This window comes from Spiroplasma apis B31 (genome assembly GCF_000500935.1).
GTDB lineage: Bacteria > Bacillota_I > Bacilli_A > Mycoplasmatales > Mycoplasmataceae > Spiroplasma_A > Spiroplasma_A apis.
Genome location: NC_022998.1, coordinates 61,359 through 78,069, shown reverse-complemented (window position 1 = coordinate 78,069; position 16,711 = coordinate 61,359). Strand labels below are relative to the sequence as shown.

Below are 16,711 nucleotides of genomic sequence, written 5' to 3'. Positions count from 1 at the left end.
ATATTTCCATCAAAAATATACATAGAATCCTTAGGGGCTATTGAAAGTCAATACATAAGTTTAATAAAGAATAAAAAATCTATGAGAATACTCATAGATTTTTTTATTATTTAGAAGATCTTTGTTTAGCTAGGATCTCTCGCATATTTGGTTTAATTACTTCTTGTTCTCCACCATAAACTACGTGGACACTAGAACCTTTGATAATTATACCAGTTGATCCCCCGAGTGACATTATACCCTCTTTGTTCACCTTTGTGCCATCGACTACAGTTAATCTTAATCTTGAAGCACAAGAGTCTACAGCGGTAATGTTACTTTCTCCACCTAAATACTCAATTATTTTAGTAGCTTTTTCAATTTGAGCTTCGGCTTTAAGGTTTGAACCATTTCCGCTTTTAGCTTTGAAGTCAGCTTTTGTATATAATGTAGCATCACCTTCTCTACCGGGAACTTTTACGTTTGCATATTTCACTGCAAAGAAGAATGAGAAGAAATATGCCGGTGCCATTATTGCACCTATTCATAAAGCGTGATATCAATTAGTTCCTAGTTTTAAAGGTATCAGACCGAACACTATGTAATCGATGAATCCCCCAGAAACTGTCATTGATACGTGCACTTTCATCAAACCGGTTAGCATGAATGAAATTGCTGCTAATGGCATATGAACACCATAGAATAATCAAGGTGCTAAGAACAAGAATGTAAACTCAATTGGTTCAGTTATTCCTGTTAGGAAGCAAGTGAACGCTGCAGAGAAATAAATTCCCATTACTTGTTTTCTATTTTCTTTAGGAACATTCAATCACATTGCAAGAGCTGCACAAGGTAGACCGAACATCATAAATGCAAATTTACCTGATTGGAATCTTCCTAAGTTAAGTCCTAGATTTTGTAAATCAGTAAATGTTATTCCAAAATCATTACCTATAACTCTGTACATCATAGTTTGATCTCCAATTGCTTTTAGGAAATCATCACCACCAGGTTGTGAATTTATTCAATTGTAAACTTGTTGAGTTGTTCAAGGTGAACCTTCTGTATAGAATGTAGGGTTACTTCAATCAATTATTTTATCTGGATTTTCTAGTAATGCTCCACTAATTGATCCCCCTGCACTTGTTCATCACAAGGGAGCGTAGAATACGTGATGTAGTCCAAAAGGAACTAATGAACGCTCAATAATTTCATAAACTAGAGAATCTACTCCAACTGGTAGTTTACCTGAATTTGTACCAAATCATTGTAGTCCTAGACCTATTGGAGGTCATATGAATAGGAAGAAGAATGATAATGGGATAACAGCAAAGAAAGTGATTATAGGTACTAACTTACTTCCAGAAAAAAAGCTTATAAATTGTGGTAGCTGTGTCTTATGAAATCTATTGTACATAAAGGCAGCGATTGCCCCAACAAATATAGCCGCGAATACCCCCGTATTTAAAGAAGTTATACCAACATTTTGTGTAATCAAGCCTGTTGGGATTTCTTTTCACCACAACATATTATAGCTGGTTGCAACTTCTTTACCATTTTTTGTTATAAGTGCTGCTTGTATACCATTAAGAACCAAGAAACCAACAACACTTGTAATTGCGGCTACACCTGAATCTTCAGTATAAGCAATGGCAACACTTATACAAAATAGAATAGGAAGGTTACCAAATGCAACATCTCCCATTTTATTCATTGTAGTACCTAAATATCATAGGAACGAATCTTTCGCCGCTTCGTTAGCTATAGTTGCACCAACACCAAGAAAAACTCCAGCAATTGGTAGCAATGCTATAGGTAACAAAAAGGCTTTACTTAATTTTGAGAATGTTGCTGCTGTACTTGCTCTAAACCTAGACCAAGTAGTACCTGTTTTAGCATTAACATTTTCTTTTGTTATTTTTTTTGTCATATTTATATCCTTTCTAGAGGTTTAATAACCATAAATTTATTTTATTCTTTTTTTTAAGAAAAAGGAATTTTTTTTGCATATTTTCATAAATTGGGAAATTTTTTGATAAGTTTAAAAAACCCTTTATTTACAAGGTGTTTTTTAAAACCAACCACAATAAAGTTATCTTTGACTAAAGGTTTAATCTTCTAACTTCGAAAAATGTTTAATTTGGCAAACTTATCGCATATAAGTGAAGGATTCAACTAATGACAACATAAAAAAGTTTCTTTAATAAGGAAAAAGGACTTGTTAGTGTGCATACTGGTGTTTTGTGATGTGTATTGTTTCTAGATATTCGAAAAATATCACAATAAAAACAGAATGTTCAAAAATTTGTATAAAAACTTCTGCTTATAATTTGTATTCAGACCCTGTTTTCAAAAAAAAAAAAAAAAAACAGGTTTAGGCCTGAATCATTAAGAAGGTTGAGGCAATCGCCATTGTTAAACAAAAAACGATTGAGTATGTTAATATATGTCTTTTTGTAAAGTCCAATAACCCCGCTAATCCTCCCTTTTGAGTATTTTTAAGTGTAACTGAAACTTCTGATCTTTTTCTAATTTTTAATATTAATCATATTATGAATAAAATTAATGTGATTGCGTAGAAAGCACATGCTGCGCTTAAATATATTATTTTATAAGTAGACATTGAGTCACCTCGACTAAATTTTTTTTATTTTATTAAGTCTTCTTTCTATATCTCTTTTTTTGATTGTTTCACGTTTATCGTAGTTTTTTTTACCTTTTGCTAAACCAATTTCTAATTTGACATAGCTGTTTTTAAAATAAAGTTTTAATGGTACTAGTGTAAGATTCTCGAGCTTTATTTTTTTGAGTAATTTATTTATTTCTGATTTATTTAGTAGTAGAACTCTTGTTCTAGTTGGTTCCTGAACTACAAAATTTGCATATTCATATTTTTTTATATTCATATTCAATAATTCTACTTGACCTTTTCTAATCAAAATGAACGCTTCGTTTATCGACACTTCATTAGCTCTTATCGATTTAATTTCGGGGCCGGTTAGCACTATACCCGCTTCTAATTTTTCGATGATTTCATAATCAAAATAAGCTCTTTTATTTTTTAATATTACAAATTCACCCATAAAAATCCCCTTTAAGCAAGAACAAAATCGATTATTCTTTTTTTAATATCTGCGTTTTTAACTCTGATTTTTATTTTTTGACCTAACCTAAATATTTTATTCTGTTTATCAACAAGGATGTTGGCTTTTTCATCAAACTTGAAATCAGGTAGTTCAGATATGTGAATTAAACCCTCTACACAATTTTCAAGTTGAACAAATAAACCAAACTTAAGTACTGCTGCTATTATTCCTTCAAACTCTTGATTGATTTTTGATTTTAAAAACTCGGCCATACAGACTTTATTAACTTCTCTTTCAGCATTAACGGCGTTTTTCTCTGTATCATTTATTATATTACAAGCCTTTAAAATAAATTTTTCATTCTGTTCTTGTTTAAAGCTTCTAACATCTTTTTCTACTAAATATTGTTTTAAAAATCTATGTACCATAAGGTCACTATATCTTCTTATTGGACTTGTAAAGTGTGTATAACAATCGCTGGCTAAGCCAAAATGACCAATATTTTCTAGCTCGTATTGTGCTTTTTCCATAAATTTAAGTAAAGTAACGTTTATTACATCTCGTTCGGTTTGATCTGATATTTGTTTTTCAATTTCTTTAAGAGCCTTATTGATAGTTTTAGGATTTGCTTTATCAGACTCTGTTAACTTAACGTTTATACCAAGAGCCTTTATTATGGAGTGTCATTCAATTAACTTTTCTTCTTTTGGAACACCATGATTTCTATAAATGAAAGGTAGTTCTTTTTTAAAGATGATAGTGGCCACACATTCATTTGCACTCACCATAAAATTCTCAATCAGCTTTTCACTAATTCCTCTATCTCTTGGCTTTATATCAATTACATTGCTATCTTTATCTAAGATTATTTTTGGTTCTGGTATATCAAACTCTATTACTCCTCGAACTGATCGCTCCATATCTAATAGGTCATGTAACTCCTTAGCTACTTCTAACATTTTTGCTGTTTCTTTGTTATGATCTAATTTACCTGTGGCATAAAAATCATTTACTTCTTTATAAGTAAGGCGTGCTTTAGAGTTCATAATTGACTCATAGACATCTCTATTTAAAACTTTTCCATTTTTGTCAAAAGTTATTTCAGCTACTAAACAAAGTTTATCTTCATAAGGGTTTAAACTACAAACACCGTTAGATAATTTTTCAGGCAACATAGGTATTACTTTATTTGCTAAATATACCGAGTTACCTCTAAATAATGCTGTTGAGTCTAAAGGTGAAAACGGTGTAACATAATAACTCACATCAGCGATAGCTACTATTAATTTGAAGCCTTCTTTTACTTTCTCTACATAAATTGCATCATCTAAATCTTTTGAGTCTGCTCCATCGATTGTAACTAAATTTTTATCTACCAAGCTTTTTGGTAAACGCCTTTTTATCTGAGGGTCACCATAGTTTAAAGGTACCGCTACTTGATCTGCATTGCTAAGAGTTTGTTTATTAAAATCTGGATGAATATTATATTCATAGGCAATTGAAATTATTCTATCGACTGCCTTATTAGCATCACCAATAATTTTTTGTATACGAGTAAATAGTTTTTTTTCTCGTACATCTAGAATTTTTACTTTTACAATTATGTCTTTTTTGAGGTGAAAATCTTTTTGGTTGACCATAACAATCCGGTAGTTTTTAAAACCAGGTTCATTAGATATAAAGTCAAGAAACCTCCCGTCTTTGCTGGGTTGTATTTCGCCAACTAAGGAAGTTTTTGTCCTACAACTTATGTCTTCAATGTTGGCTCTAAACCTGTCATCATTTTCTTTTTCCAAAGTAAAAACAACTTCATCAGTGGAGATTGAACCATTCAAACTCATCGGAGGCACAAAATAATCATCACAAACTTCATTCATATCTTTGACAAATCCAAAACCTTTATCATTTATTTTTATCACACCAAGCTTATATTTAGCACCAATATAATAAATTACATTTTCTTTTGACCAACCTATTTTGTAACCTTGTTGAAGCTCCTTTAAATTACTTAAAATTTCCTCGTAATCCTTGTTTAACTTTTGTAAAAGGTTATTGATGTGAGTTTTATTATCAACTCCAATAGCCTTCATAATTAGATCTTTCATATTAACTCTTTTCTTTCTAATAAAAAAACACCATTATTTAAGAACAGTGTTTGTAATTATACCTATAACTATTGTAATAACAAATAGTGAAGCTCCCAACCCAAACATTCAAAGGGACATTGTTTTATCTGTTCCTCTTTCCTTTGAGTTAGAAAATAATTCATCATTTCCACCATTCAGTGCACTTAAGCCTGTTTGAGATGTTTTATTTTGGATAAGTCCAACCATAATCATCAAGAACGAGACCACTAAGCCTAGTATTTCAAAAACAAATATCACTTGGTTACCAAGTTGTCTTTGTGATGTGCTTGCCAATATTTCTAACACACTTTCGCCTCCAATTCAATATAATATTACTATATTTTCTCATACTTTTTCTAAAAAAGAATGTGTAAAAGTACAAAGACACAATTTATTTGTTCTTAATGATTGGCATTCTTATACCAATCGCTTTAAAAGGTAGTTAAAAAAATAATTAAAAGTTTATCTCAGACCCCAAAAATATGAGAATGAATAGTATAATCATAACGGTGAGATTATGCAGTGATTAGATTATGTTATAAAGTTTTTCTCTAGATTTTTGAAGACAAATCATTTCAAGAAAAAATTTAGAACGAAAAGTATAAAAAAATTGATAAACATAATTGATAACCCAAAATGACAAATTGTCGATATTAGAAATAGTCTATCTTTTTCGGAACATCATTTAAAAGGTTCCATTAACATCCCTGTCACAACTTTTAATTATAAATATTTTAAGAAAATAAACAAAGACTCGAAAATTTTAATATTAGACAATAATTATAGAAGTCATTTAACAATTTATAAAACATTAAAATCCAAAGGATTCAAATCTTATTTATTGTACGGTAATTATGATGACATTAGAAATAACCCTTTGTTTGAAAATTTTACAGAAGTTGTTATTTACTAATTCGCAAATTAATAAAAAATATAAATTAGGCAAAAAAAACATTTTTTGAGTTTTCAAAAAATGTTTTTTTGTTTTCTAAATATTTAGAAACCTTTAAATAATTCAATAGCATTAACACCTAATCCCTCAGCAATTTTTTCAATTGCTTTAAGAGATACATTTCTTTTACCTCTTTCGGTATCTGAAATGTAGTTTCTATGTAACTTAGATTTAAACCCTAATTCTTCTTGAGTCATGTTTGCTTTTACTCTTAGTTCTTTCATATTTTGACTAAATATAAAGATTATGTTGTTTTTTTCCATATCTATTCACCAATGCTTTCTGACAACCTTTCAATAATTTTAAAAAGATTACTAATTCCCGACTTGGTAATTTTTACATTCTTCTCTTCGTTCAGAATTTCACCGAGTTCAGAGAAGGTTGCTTCCGGATTTTCCAAACGCACTTGTGCTAACACTTGTGCCTTTTTAGATAATTCGTCAAACATGTTTTTTTCCATAATGTGTGATATCTGCCTTACTTGTTTGACTCCAGCGTTATAAGTTTTTTGTTGATTATAAATTTCAATATTTAACATTCTGTTAACATTGTTATTTACATCCCGACTTATTCTAGTATTTTCAAACATTAACACGGCCTTTGCGGCGTCTACAAACTTGAGAAAATCAGATACTACAAGTGACTTTTTTGCATAACATACAAATTTCTTTTTTCTTGTAGTAACTTTAAAACCAAAATCAAATTGGTTTAAAAGATCACAAAGATATTTAGCTGATTCCAGTTCTTTTGTTTGTAGTTCAACATGATAATTTGTTGTTTGTGGAGAGTTAACACTTCCAACAGCAATAAACACACCCGAAATATAGGCTCTCGTAAGACCATAATTTTCGGTTTCATCCGAGTTTAAATATATTTCGATATAATTTTTAGATTTTTTTATATCATAGATGTTATACTTTGCTAAAAAATTGATAACGTTAGTTGTTAATAATAATTGATAAATTTTTTTTCTCTTTAATTTTTTCGAATCAATAATGGATACTTCTATGTTACCAACATATATTTCTTTAATTAAAGCATATATCTTTCGAATAACATTATTAGAATGCGAAAAAAGTTTCAAGACTGTGTTTTCGTTTAAAGAAATAAGTTCTCCATTGTATTTTATGAAGCCCGAAAGTAGCATGATGGTTTGTTCTTTACTAAAAGTGTGTTCTAAGATTTCTTCTTTCACTTTCATTGCAAAAGACATTTAAATCACCCTACTTGCTTTTCTTTTTACTTATTACTTTTGTTAAAACTTTTTTTAATTTACTCTCTTGAGAGGTCATTTTATCAATAACCTCCTCAGTATAAAAATATTCCTTTTCATAAACATAACCAGGGGTCCTGATTAAGTTAGGAAAAATAAACTGTGACACTAACATAAAAAGTAATCCAAATAAGGAAGTAAGACCAACCGCTATATATGAAGCTGTCGGTAGATAAATTAAAAACAAGTGATCATTAGGTCTACCAAGTTCTAATACAAATCTAATTAAGTTTCACAAAAAGAAATATGCTCCAGCTTCAACACCTGCTTTAATTATTTTATAATTGTCTGGATTGTTAGCGTCAACTAACATTTTTCCTTTTTTTCATTTATTTGCAAGTGAATTAGTTCCTTGCAATTTAGTTATCTCTTCTTTATATTTTTTAATTGCTTGTTCGTTGTTATTTGAATAAAAGGCTTTTTTTCAAACTTCGAAGTATGTTTGTTTTTCAGCGTCTTTTTTTCAAGTAAAAGCGTGCTTAAACGAATATTTTAAATCGAGTTGGTAAGTTTCTGGATGTAAATTTCATGGTTTTTTACTTATTCATCTACCAATACCGGGAATGAACACCGTAATTACAATCCAAGCTAAAAATAAAGCTATAGATTCGTAAAAGAAAATTGGTTGCATTTGATAAGTATGACCATTAATCATTTCAATGCCATTAATAAATTCACCCCCACTACCTGTGTATTTAAATTGAGTATTTACTCTTAAAAACTCAGGTAGTCAGTTTAAGGGGTTTGGACTGTGACTAGATACATCTCAGACTGGTTTTCCAAAAATTTCGTGGTTGTAAAAGTTTCCCCATCTTCCAATAGCTTGTCCGATAAGTATATTTGGTAATATACAATCCATGTAAACTAAGACAGATACTCTTTGTTTACGACCTAAAATATAGAAGATTAATATACCAACAAAACCTCCTAAAAATAATGCGCCATGAATCGACATTCCTTCTTTTCAAAATGCAAATAGTTCAAAGAAACTAGCTCCATTTGCATTTTTACCATAACCGTCGGCATTTAGTTTACCAAAGAAACTAGCTCCAAACAAACCAGCAGGTACACTCAAACAAGCTCCTATCAACAGTTCACGTAAGCTAAGCCCTTTTCGCCAAAATTTAAAGGCGGATATGGCTATAGTGACAATAACACCCAAAGTCATAGTAAATGCATAAACATGTAAGAAACCGTAGTCACCTTGTATTGTTCATTGCGGATTTATGTTGGGGTTATTTGGAAATTTGTCACCCGTCGTTCATTGTTCCATTAAAAAACACTCCTTAACCTTTAAAATTTTAACATAAATTGTATACGTTGTTATCAAGAGTATGAAAATTAAAATATAAATTTTATAAATGAACTTTTTCGTGTAATTATTTTCAATTTTATGAAAAAAAACGACTTTAGTCGAGATTTTCAATATATGATACAGCGTTTTGTCCTGCTAAAGCTCCATCAGCTACCGCGGTCGCAATTTGTCTGAAAGGTGTGTTTCTAACATCTCCTGCTACAAATAAACCTTCAATCAACGTTTTCATGTTTTCGTCACTTTTTATGTGTCTTTGATCATTTAAGATTTCTTCGTGTTTAATGAAACTTGTAACGGGATATTGACCAATAAATGGGAAAATACCTTTCACTTCAAAACTTTCGGTTTTTTGTGTTTTGAGATTTTTAACATCAACACTTTCCACTTTGTTATCACCATTTATTCTTTCAACAACACTATCTAGAATAAATTTAATTTTTTCATTTTTCTTAGCTTTTTCAAGTGATTTATTATCAACTCTAAAGTTTTGACTTCTATGTACTATGTAAACTGTTGAAGCAAATCTAGTTAAAAATATAGCCTCTTCAATAGCAGAATATCCTCCACCAACAACTAGAACAGGTACATCTTTATAGAAGCTACCGTCACACACAGCGCAATATGAAACTCCTTTACCATAAAGTTCTTTTTCTCCTGGTACACCTAATAAATTTTCTTTAGTTCCAGTTGCTATTATTAATGATTTGCAAGTGATTTCTTTTCCATTTTCTAATTTAACAGTAAAAATATCTTGTTTTTCGAAGTCTAACAATCCTGAAAACTCAAATTTTGCACCCATGGCAGTTGCTTGATCAAAAAATTTGAAAGCTAGGTCTGGTCCATTAATAGAGTTAAATCCAGGATAATTTTCAATTTCACCAGTTTTAACAACTTTTCCACCTGGTGCTTCCTTTTCTAAAACTAGCACATTCAAGCCAGCCCTACAAGCGTAAAGCGCAGCGGTTAATCCAGCTGGACCTGCACCCGCTATAATCAAATCGTAATCTGTTTTAATATGATTTTTCATACAACCAACCTTCTTCCCTTCATTTTTTTGGCGCTATAAACTGAGCGCAAATCAACATTATGAACCCCAAAATCAATATTCCTGTTAAGGAAAGATAATTCATTACGGGATTTCATTTGAACGACAACTCATAGGTTGTTCTTGATGTGTCTAATATAAATCTAATTATAGAATAAAATATAACATATGTGGAGCACAATACACCAGAATGAATGACACAATACTTATCCTTATTATTGATATTATATAGTTCTTGTGAGTTCAAGGTTAAGAAATTTAATAGTCTACTTTTCTTTCATCTTAACTCTTTCAAAATTTTTCCATAATCTTTTTTCAAATTATTTTTACGCAATCTGAATTCTTTTTTAGATAATCGTTTTTTGAACATTTCTTTTTTAATTACGTTTATCTCATTATCTCTTTTAAGTTTAACTCCTTTATACTTATCTAAAGCTTGTAAATACGAACGCTTGTGATTGTCGATAATACTTTGAGCAGATTTCACTTCTTGACTATCTGCCTGATACACAAAATAAGCTTTTAACCATGCTTGTCTTTTTGATAACTTATATTCACCATTATCATTTACCTTGTAAATAATATTTTGATAAGTGTTGTCAAAGTCTTGAAGCGAGTTTTTTGAAACTCATTTTTTACAAGGAAATGCTAAAGGATTAACATTCCAAGGTTTTTTACTAATAATTTTACCCAGATTCGCGATAAAAAATGTTATAAAAAATCAAGTCATCAATGTAGCAATCGATTCAAATAAAAATAGCGGTTCGTTATAGCTTAGGCTTGATAATTTTTGACCCGTTGAAGGGTCAACAAAATAAAACAATCTCATTCAAATTCACTCAGGTAATCATTGAAACTTTGAAATATCAGTTTGCCTTCCTAAAATCTCATGATTGAATAAATTTCCTCATCGCCCTATTGCTTGTCCTAATAATATATTTGGAACAATACAATCAGCATAAACTCATATAGAGATTTTTGTGTGATGTCTTTGATATCAAAATCAAACAAACCCCGCTGCTCCACCAGCAAATAAAGCACCAAAAATACTTAGTCCCGGTTCTCAAATAAATATAAGTTTATATATCGGAGTATTTGTACCTAACTTACCAAATATAGACCCTCCAATTACACCAGCTGGAATAACTATATAAATAGAATTCATAAACTCTTTAAGTGGTATTTTTCTTATTTTAAGTTGGATTGCAGATGCAATAATTGTTACAAGCACCCCGCATAGTACAAGTATAGGATACATAAAAGATAAGTAATCTGATCCGTTATTTCACAGTTCATTTGACGTGTTTCTTTGATCATCGGCTAAAAAATTAATCATCTGTAAAAGCCATCACTCTTTCCGTTAATAGAGAAGCATCATCATTATAAAGTCCGCTCTGTGTTATTTTTAATTTTGAAACTGCTGTTTCTATTATATTAGGAATATTTCTTCCAGAAGAAACTGGTATTTTTATGTAGGGAACATCAACTCCTAAAATATTATAACTTTGAAAATCTTTTCCTAACCTTTCAGAATCATCAACACCATCTTTTTTAAATGCTGATAATTCAATGACCAAATCAACTGTTGATTCCTCCATAATTACTTGATAACCATTTGTTTTTGAAATATCAATTATACCGATACCGCGAACTTCAACTAAATTTTTTAAGATTTCATGGCTTCTCCCAAATAGAGAGCCGGCTTTTTTTGTCACCACAATCCTATCATCACCAACAAATAAATGATTACTTTTAACAAGGTCCATTGCAATCTCAGATTTACCGATTCCAGACTCGCCAATGAATATAACGCCTTTCCCAAATATATTCATAAAAGAAGCATGCATTTCTATTTTAGGTGCGAAAAAATAATCCATATAATCTAGAGAGTTGTGCATAAAGTCACTTGTAGACTCAATTGAAGTTCTTAAAACAGGAACATTCAATTCCTTTGCTACATTAAAAAATACTTCATCTGTGAACTTAGATGTAATGATAACTCCCGGAATATCCTTCATCAATAATTTTCGATAACGTCCTTCACGTTCTTTCACATCGAAATTCATGATATAGTTATACTCTTTTGTTGACATTAGAACAAGCCTGTGTGATTTAGCTCCCTCTTCAAAGTAACCAGTTAACTCCAAACCTGCTCGATTAAGACCATAAACTTTTACTTGACTGTCTATTTTTTCTAAACCAGCCAATACTTCTAAATCAAACTTTTCTATTAAGTTTTTAAGTGTTAGTTTTTTCATAAGTAACCTCGCTTTAATTATTATAACGAGATTTATGGATAAAAAAAACTAGTTTTAAACTCATTAAAGTTTATCACTAGTTAAATATGAGCTAGTAGCTGTGTTTTTGTTTCTAAAACACCAAACATTCTCCATAGTCCATTTATTAAGTAATGGTTTTATAATTCTGAAGCTTGAATATGTCACAGATATATAAATGGGTAAAGTTATTGGTAACTTTATCAATTTACCTATCAAATCTACTCAAGCTGCTTCTCCTTTTCAAGACATCATCCATATCTGGTTAAGTAAAAGACTTTGGAGTACGTATCCGATACTATATAGTAAAATTACTTTTAAAAGTATATGTTTTTCTTTTTTAAAAATGAATACAAGTGCACCCAGTAATCCTAAAACAGATTTGTTAAACATGTAACCCGCGTGGTATCCAAAACTATTTGGTATAACTGACCCTACAACATCTATCGAGATTCCAGACATAACACCACAAATTGGTCCGAATAGCATTCCTAAAAAGAATATAATTCAATCACCAAAAGCTAATCTAATATTTCCTAATATCGGAATATTGTAACCAAGTATATTCGTTAATACAACAGAACAAGCGCCAAAAGTTGATATGACAGTTAAGTGCTTAACACTTATTTTTTTAAATGTAAACTTTTCCATTGCTAGTGCAATTATTAAGGTGGCACAAACACCAATAATACCTATAATATTTGTCAAAATGTAAAAATTCATTATTTTCTCCTTAAAAACCACTTATATATTAATGGAATGAAATATAAACTTCCACATATAAGAATACTTTTATCTTTATTTTTTCTTAAAAACTTTTTTCAGTTCTTGACCCTATTCGGATGATCAACTTTATTAATGTCCCAACTTTTGAAATGTTTGAATGTTGTAACAAAAAGTTTATCACAGCTTTTTTCTAAAACTTCTATCATTTCGTTTTGTTCTTTACCTTTTATCGCAGCGAACAAAATTGTTAGGTTTGGGATTTTTTTGCATTCTTTGGACAACTCTCTTGCCCCTGAGATATTATGACATCCATCGATTAATAGCAAGGGATTTTTATTTAAGATGGTCAATCTACCTAAAGGAGGTTCTAGATAACTTGTAAAAGAATAACCTAAGTACTCAACAAGTTCTTTTGCCAAACCTTTATTGTACTTTTGGTATGTTTGTTCTCCTTGAAAAATCTCGCAATAATCTATATCATTCTTACAATACATCGATATAATATCTTTGTATTTTAAGTTGTCGTTGCTAATAAAAACCTTTGCATTTGGTTTGACAATCCCTATTTTTTGTTCAATTATGTTTTCAACTTTTGACCCTAAAACTTCTGTGTGATCTAAATCAATAGTTGTAATGCAGACTGCTTTTTGATTTTGAAATACATTAGTGGAATCCAAAATACCACCAATGCCAGCTTCTATTATTGCGAGTTCTACATTCATATGTGTAAAATAAATTATTGCAACGAAAGTTCAAATTTCAAAAAACGTTAACTTATAGTTCGCAAAAGTTTTTTTATATTTTTTGATGATTGCTTTTAATTGTTTATCAGTAATGAAATTTTCATTTACCTTAATTCGCTCATTATGAAATAAAAATGCTGGCGATGTAAAAAGACCGATGTTAGCTATTTTACCGACTAAGTTATCATAAATAAACTTAGCTGTTGAACCCTTCCCATTGGTGCCTACAATATTTACAACCTCAAATTTATTTTGTGGATTACCAATATCATTCAAAAGTTTACTTAGGTTATATTGCCTTTGAAAATAAGTCTTGAATGGGATAAGTTTTTTATCTACACTAATCATTTAAGTATGCCTTAAGGTATTTGGCAGTATAACTTTCCGATGACAAACAAACTTGTTCAGGGGTTCCTGTTACTAAAATGTTCCCACCTTCTGAACCTCCATCTGGTCCCAAATCAATTATATGATCAGAAACCTTGATGAAGTCTAAATTATGTTCAATAGTTAAAACTGTATTTCCTTGGTCTACTAAAATATTTAAAATCTTTATTAATCGCTTTACATCATCTATATGAAGACCCGTTGTTGGTTCATCAAGTAAGAACATTGTTTTTCCAGTTGATTTTTTTAACAAGAAAGTAGATAACTTAACTCTCTGAGCTTCTCCCCCAGACAAAGTAGTTGCATTTTGTCCGAGTTTAATGTAACCCAAACCTACGTCAAGTATTGTTTTTAATTTAAGATTAATTTTTGGAACGTTTTCAAAAAACTCATAAGCTTCTTCTACTGTCATATTTAATACATCGTGTACATTTTTCTTTTTGTATTTAACTTGTAAAGTTTCTTCATTATATCTACGTCCGTTACAAGTTTCACAAACAACTTCCACAAAACCAAGAAACTGCATATCCACTCTAACAACTCCATCACCTTGGCAAGTGTCACATCTTCCACCTGGTACATTAAAACTAAATCTTCCTTTTTTATATCCGCGAATTTTAGCTTCTGGGACTTCTGCAAAAAGGTCTCTAATATCATCAAAAACAGATGTATATGTTGCTGGATTTGATCTAGGAGTTTTACCAATTGGGTCTTGTGAGACATAAATTATTTTATCGATATTCTCGTGACCTTTCATTTTTTTGTACTTACCAGGTCTAATTAATTCATTGTTTATTTCCTTACGGAGACCTTTGTATATTACCTCTTCAACTAATGTTGATTTACCACTACCACTTACTCCTGTAATAGTTACAAACTTACCAAGTGGTATGGTCACATCAATTTTTTTTAAGTTGTTTTCTGTAACTTCGAGAATTTCTAACTTCTTCCCATTTCCACCTCTACGTTTTTTTGGTGTTGGTATAGATAATTTTTTAGATAAATATTGTCCAGTTATCGAGTTTTCATTTTTACAAATATCTTCGTATGTTCCTTGGGCCATAACTTCTCCACCGCGTGTCCCGGCTCCTGGGCCAATATCAACAATTCAATCAGCTTCTTTCATAGTATCTTCATCATGTTCAACAACTATAAGGGTATTCCCTAAATCTCTTAGCTTTTTCAAAGTATTGATTAATTTGTCGTTATCTCTTTGGTGCAATCCTATAGAAGGTTCATCCAAAACATATAGGACCCCAGACAGCTTCGAACCAAGTTGTTTAGCTAAACGAATTCTTTGTGCCTCTCCACCAGATAAAGTGGTTGCACTTCTAGAAAGTGTTAAATAGTTTAGACCGACTTCGTTTAAAAAACTTATTCTAGATAAAAGTTGTTGAAGGACTAGGCTTGCTATTTTTTCTTGTTGTTCAGTAAGTTTTAAATTTAATAAAAAGTTAAGTTCTTCCTCGATGGTTAAATTCACAAACTCAGCAATGTTTAATCCATTTAATTTTACACTCAATGCAATTGGGTTTAAACGTTGTCCTTGACAAGCTTTACACTCTTTTGATACCATGTATTTTCCATAATATTTTCTATTTTCTTCAGAACTAGTTTCAATAAATCTTCTTTCAATTAAACTTCCAACTCCCTCAGTATAATCGAAGGCATTATAGACATTACCGCTTGAAGTTGTTATTTTTGTTTCGATTGGTTCTTCACTACCCCATAATATGACTTTCATTTGTTTTGCAGATAAAGTGTTAATGGGTTGATTCAAATCTATTAAGTAGTAATTACATAAAGATTTAAACTTTTGTCATTCTATGTTTTGACTGTCTACTAGATTTTTATAATAAAGAATACCTCCTGATCTGATAGATAAGTTGTCATCAGGAATAATCAGGCTCGGGTCAGCTTCTAAGTTAACTCCCAAACCAGAGCAGACTTCACAAGCTCCATTTTTTTTGTTAAAAGAAAATAGGTTTGCTTCAAGGTTTGGTATTATAAATCCACACTCACTGCAAGAATACTTAGTTGAGAATAGACGGGTTTCATCATTTCTTTTAGGATATTGTATTTTTATTAAACCATTAGAATAAGAAAGACCGACCTCAATTGCAGCATATATTCTTGATTGCAAATCTTCATCATCTTCTTGATAAATTAATCTATCTACCACAATATCTATGTTATGTCTTTTATTTTGTTCTAGTTCTATGTCTTCGTCTAAGTTTCTGATTTTGCCATTAACTAGCGCTCTAATAAATCCTTCTTTATTTAGTTTCAAGAATAAGTCTTTGTGTGTTCCCTTTTTATCTCTAACTACGGGTGCCAAAATAAAGAATTGTTCATGATCACTCGTTTCTTTTTTTAAAGTATCGATTATTTCTTTGATTGAAGAAGTTTGAATTGGACCATGACCGTTAATACAATATGGAGTTCCAACGTTTGCATAAAGTAGTCTTAAGTGATCGTGTATTTCAGTAGTTGTTCCAACTGTAGAACGCGGGTTATGACTAGTGGTTTTTTGATCAATTGAGATTGCTGGACTTAGTCCTTCTATATCGTCAACATCTGGTTTTTCCACTGACTTCAAAAATTGTCTAGAGAATGAAGATAATGATTCTATATATCTTCTTTCTCCTTCTGCATAAATAGTATTAAAAGCAAGTGAAGACTTTCCACTTCCAGATAAACCGGTAAAAACTATTAATTTCTCTTTTGGTAATTCTATATCAATATTTTTAAGGTTGTGTTCCCTAGCACCTTTTATTATCAGTTTGTTATTTGCCATTTTATT

The 16,711-nt window shown here is 30.6% G+C and carries 15 protein-coding genes; 1 reads left to right on the top strand and 14 read right to left on the bottom strand.

Translation table 4 applies throughout. From position 1 onward, the window contains the following. Positions 1-106: 106 nt before the first annotated feature. The 5 genes from SAPIS_RS00355 to secG form a co-directional block, all read right to left on the bottom strand. Complete coding sequence (locus SAPIS_RS00355; RefSeq protein ID WP_023788855.1) at positions 107-1,909, bottom strand: PTS transporter subunit EIIC; 1,803 nt, start codon at positions 1,907-1,909, stop codon at positions 107-109. Positions 1,910-2,353: 444 nt separating this feature from the next. Further along, a complete protein-coding gene (locus tag SAPIS_RS00350; RefSeq protein WP_023788854.1) occupies positions 2,354-2,602 on the bottom strand; it encodes a hypothetical protein in 249 nt (82 codons plus the stop codon). Positions 2,603-2,615: 13 nt separating this feature from the next. Further along, positions 2,616-3,062: an SsrA-binding protein SmpB gene (gene smpB, locus SAPIS_RS00345; RefSeq protein WP_023788853.1), complete on the bottom strand. Its 447-nt coding sequence runs from the start codon at positions 3,060-3,062 to the stop codon at positions 2,616-2,618. A gap of 11 nt (positions 3,063-3,073) precedes the next feature. Next, positions 3,074-5,170, bottom strand: coding sequence for a ribonuclease R (gene rnr / locus SAPIS_RS00340; RefSeq protein WP_023788852.1), 2,097 nt, complete (start codon positions 5,168-5,170; stop codon positions 3,074-3,076). Between the two features lie 33 nt (positions 5,171-5,203). Next, entirely contained in the window at positions 5,204-5,497 is a 294-nt protein-coding gene (gene secG, locus SAPIS_RS00335) for a preprotein translocase subunit SecG (RefSeq protein WP_023788851.1), read from the bottom strand. Positions 5,498-5,708: 211 nt separating this feature from the next. Here secG and SAPIS_RS00330 point away from each other — a divergent pair, with 211 nt between their 5' ends. Then, positions 5,709-6,104, top strand: a complete 396-nt coding sequence (locus SAPIS_RS00330; protein ID WP_023788850.1) for a rhodanese-like domain-containing protein — start codon at positions 5,709-5,711, stop codon at positions 6,102-6,104. 83 nt (positions 6,105-6,187) lie between these two features. Here the strand turns inward: SAPIS_RS00330 and SAPIS_RS00325 are convergent, their stop codons facing one another. The 9 genes from SAPIS_RS00325 to uvrA form a co-directional block, all read right to left on the bottom strand. Then, positions 6,188-6,406 carry a helix-turn-helix domain-containing protein gene (locus tag SAPIS_RS00325; protein ID WP_023788849.1) on the bottom strand — a complete coding sequence of 73 codons (219 nt, stop codon included), beginning with the start codon at positions 6,404-6,406 and terminating at the stop codon, positions 6,188-6,190. A 2-nt stretch (positions 6,407-6,408) separates the two neighbouring features. Further along, positions 6,409-7,356 carry a DNA-binding protein WhiA gene (gene whiA / locus SAPIS_RS00320; RefSeq protein ID WP_023788848.1) on the bottom strand — a complete coding sequence of 316 codons (948 nt, stop codon included), beginning with the start codon at positions 7,354-7,356 and terminating at the stop codon, positions 6,409-6,411. Positions 7,357-7,366: 10 nt separating this feature from the next. Continuing rightward, complete coding sequence (locus tag SAPIS_RS00315; RefSeq protein ID WP_023788847.1) at positions 7,367-8,689, bottom strand: prolipoprotein diacylglyceryl transferase; 1,323 nt, start codon at positions 8,687-8,689, stop codon at positions 7,367-7,369. A gap of 136 nt (positions 8,690-8,825) precedes the next feature. Then, the gene (trxB, locus tag SAPIS_RS00310; RefSeq protein ID WP_023788846.1) at positions 8,826-9,758 is read right to left on the bottom strand and encodes a thioredoxin-disulfide reductase; all 933 of its coding nucleotides are present in this window, start codon (positions 9,756-9,758) and stop codon (positions 8,826-8,828) included. After that, a complete protein-coding gene (locus tag SAPIS_RS00305) occupies positions 9,742-11,112 on the bottom strand; it encodes a prolipoprotein diacylglyceryl transferase family protein (RefSeq protein ID WP_023788845.1) in 1,371 nt (456 codons plus the stop codon). The genes trxB and SAPIS_RS00305 overlap by 17 nt, the downstream gene beginning before the upstream one ends. Beyond that, positions 11,105-12,034 carry an HPr(Ser) kinase/phosphatase gene (gene hprK, locus SAPIS_RS00300; RefSeq protein ID WP_023788844.1) on the bottom strand — a complete coding sequence of 310 codons (930 nt, stop codon included), beginning with the start codon at positions 12,032-12,034 and terminating at the stop codon, positions 11,105-11,107. The genes SAPIS_RS00305 and hprK overlap by 8 nt, the downstream gene beginning before the upstream one ends. A gap of 63 nt (positions 12,035-12,097) precedes the next feature. Continuing rightward, entirely contained in the window at positions 12,098-12,775 is a 678-nt protein-coding gene (locus SAPIS_RS00295) for a folate family ECF transporter S component (protein ID WP_023788843.1), read from the bottom strand. Continuing rightward, positions 12,775-13,869: a bifunctional folylpolyglutamate synthase/dihydrofolate synthase gene (locus SAPIS_RS00290; protein ID WP_023788842.1), complete on the bottom strand. Its 1,095-nt coding sequence runs from the start codon at positions 13,867-13,869 to the stop codon at positions 12,775-12,777. Before SAPIS_RS00290 ends, SAPIS_RS00295 begins: the two co-directional genes overlap by 1 nt. Next, complete coding sequence (uvrA, locus tag SAPIS_RS00285) at positions 13,862-16,705, bottom strand: excinuclease ABC subunit UvrA (RefSeq protein WP_023788841.1); 2,844 nt, start codon at positions 16,703-16,705, stop codon at positions 13,862-13,864. The genes SAPIS_RS00290 and uvrA overlap by 8 nt, the downstream gene beginning before the upstream one ends. Positions 16,706-16,711: the final 6 nt, after the last annotated feature.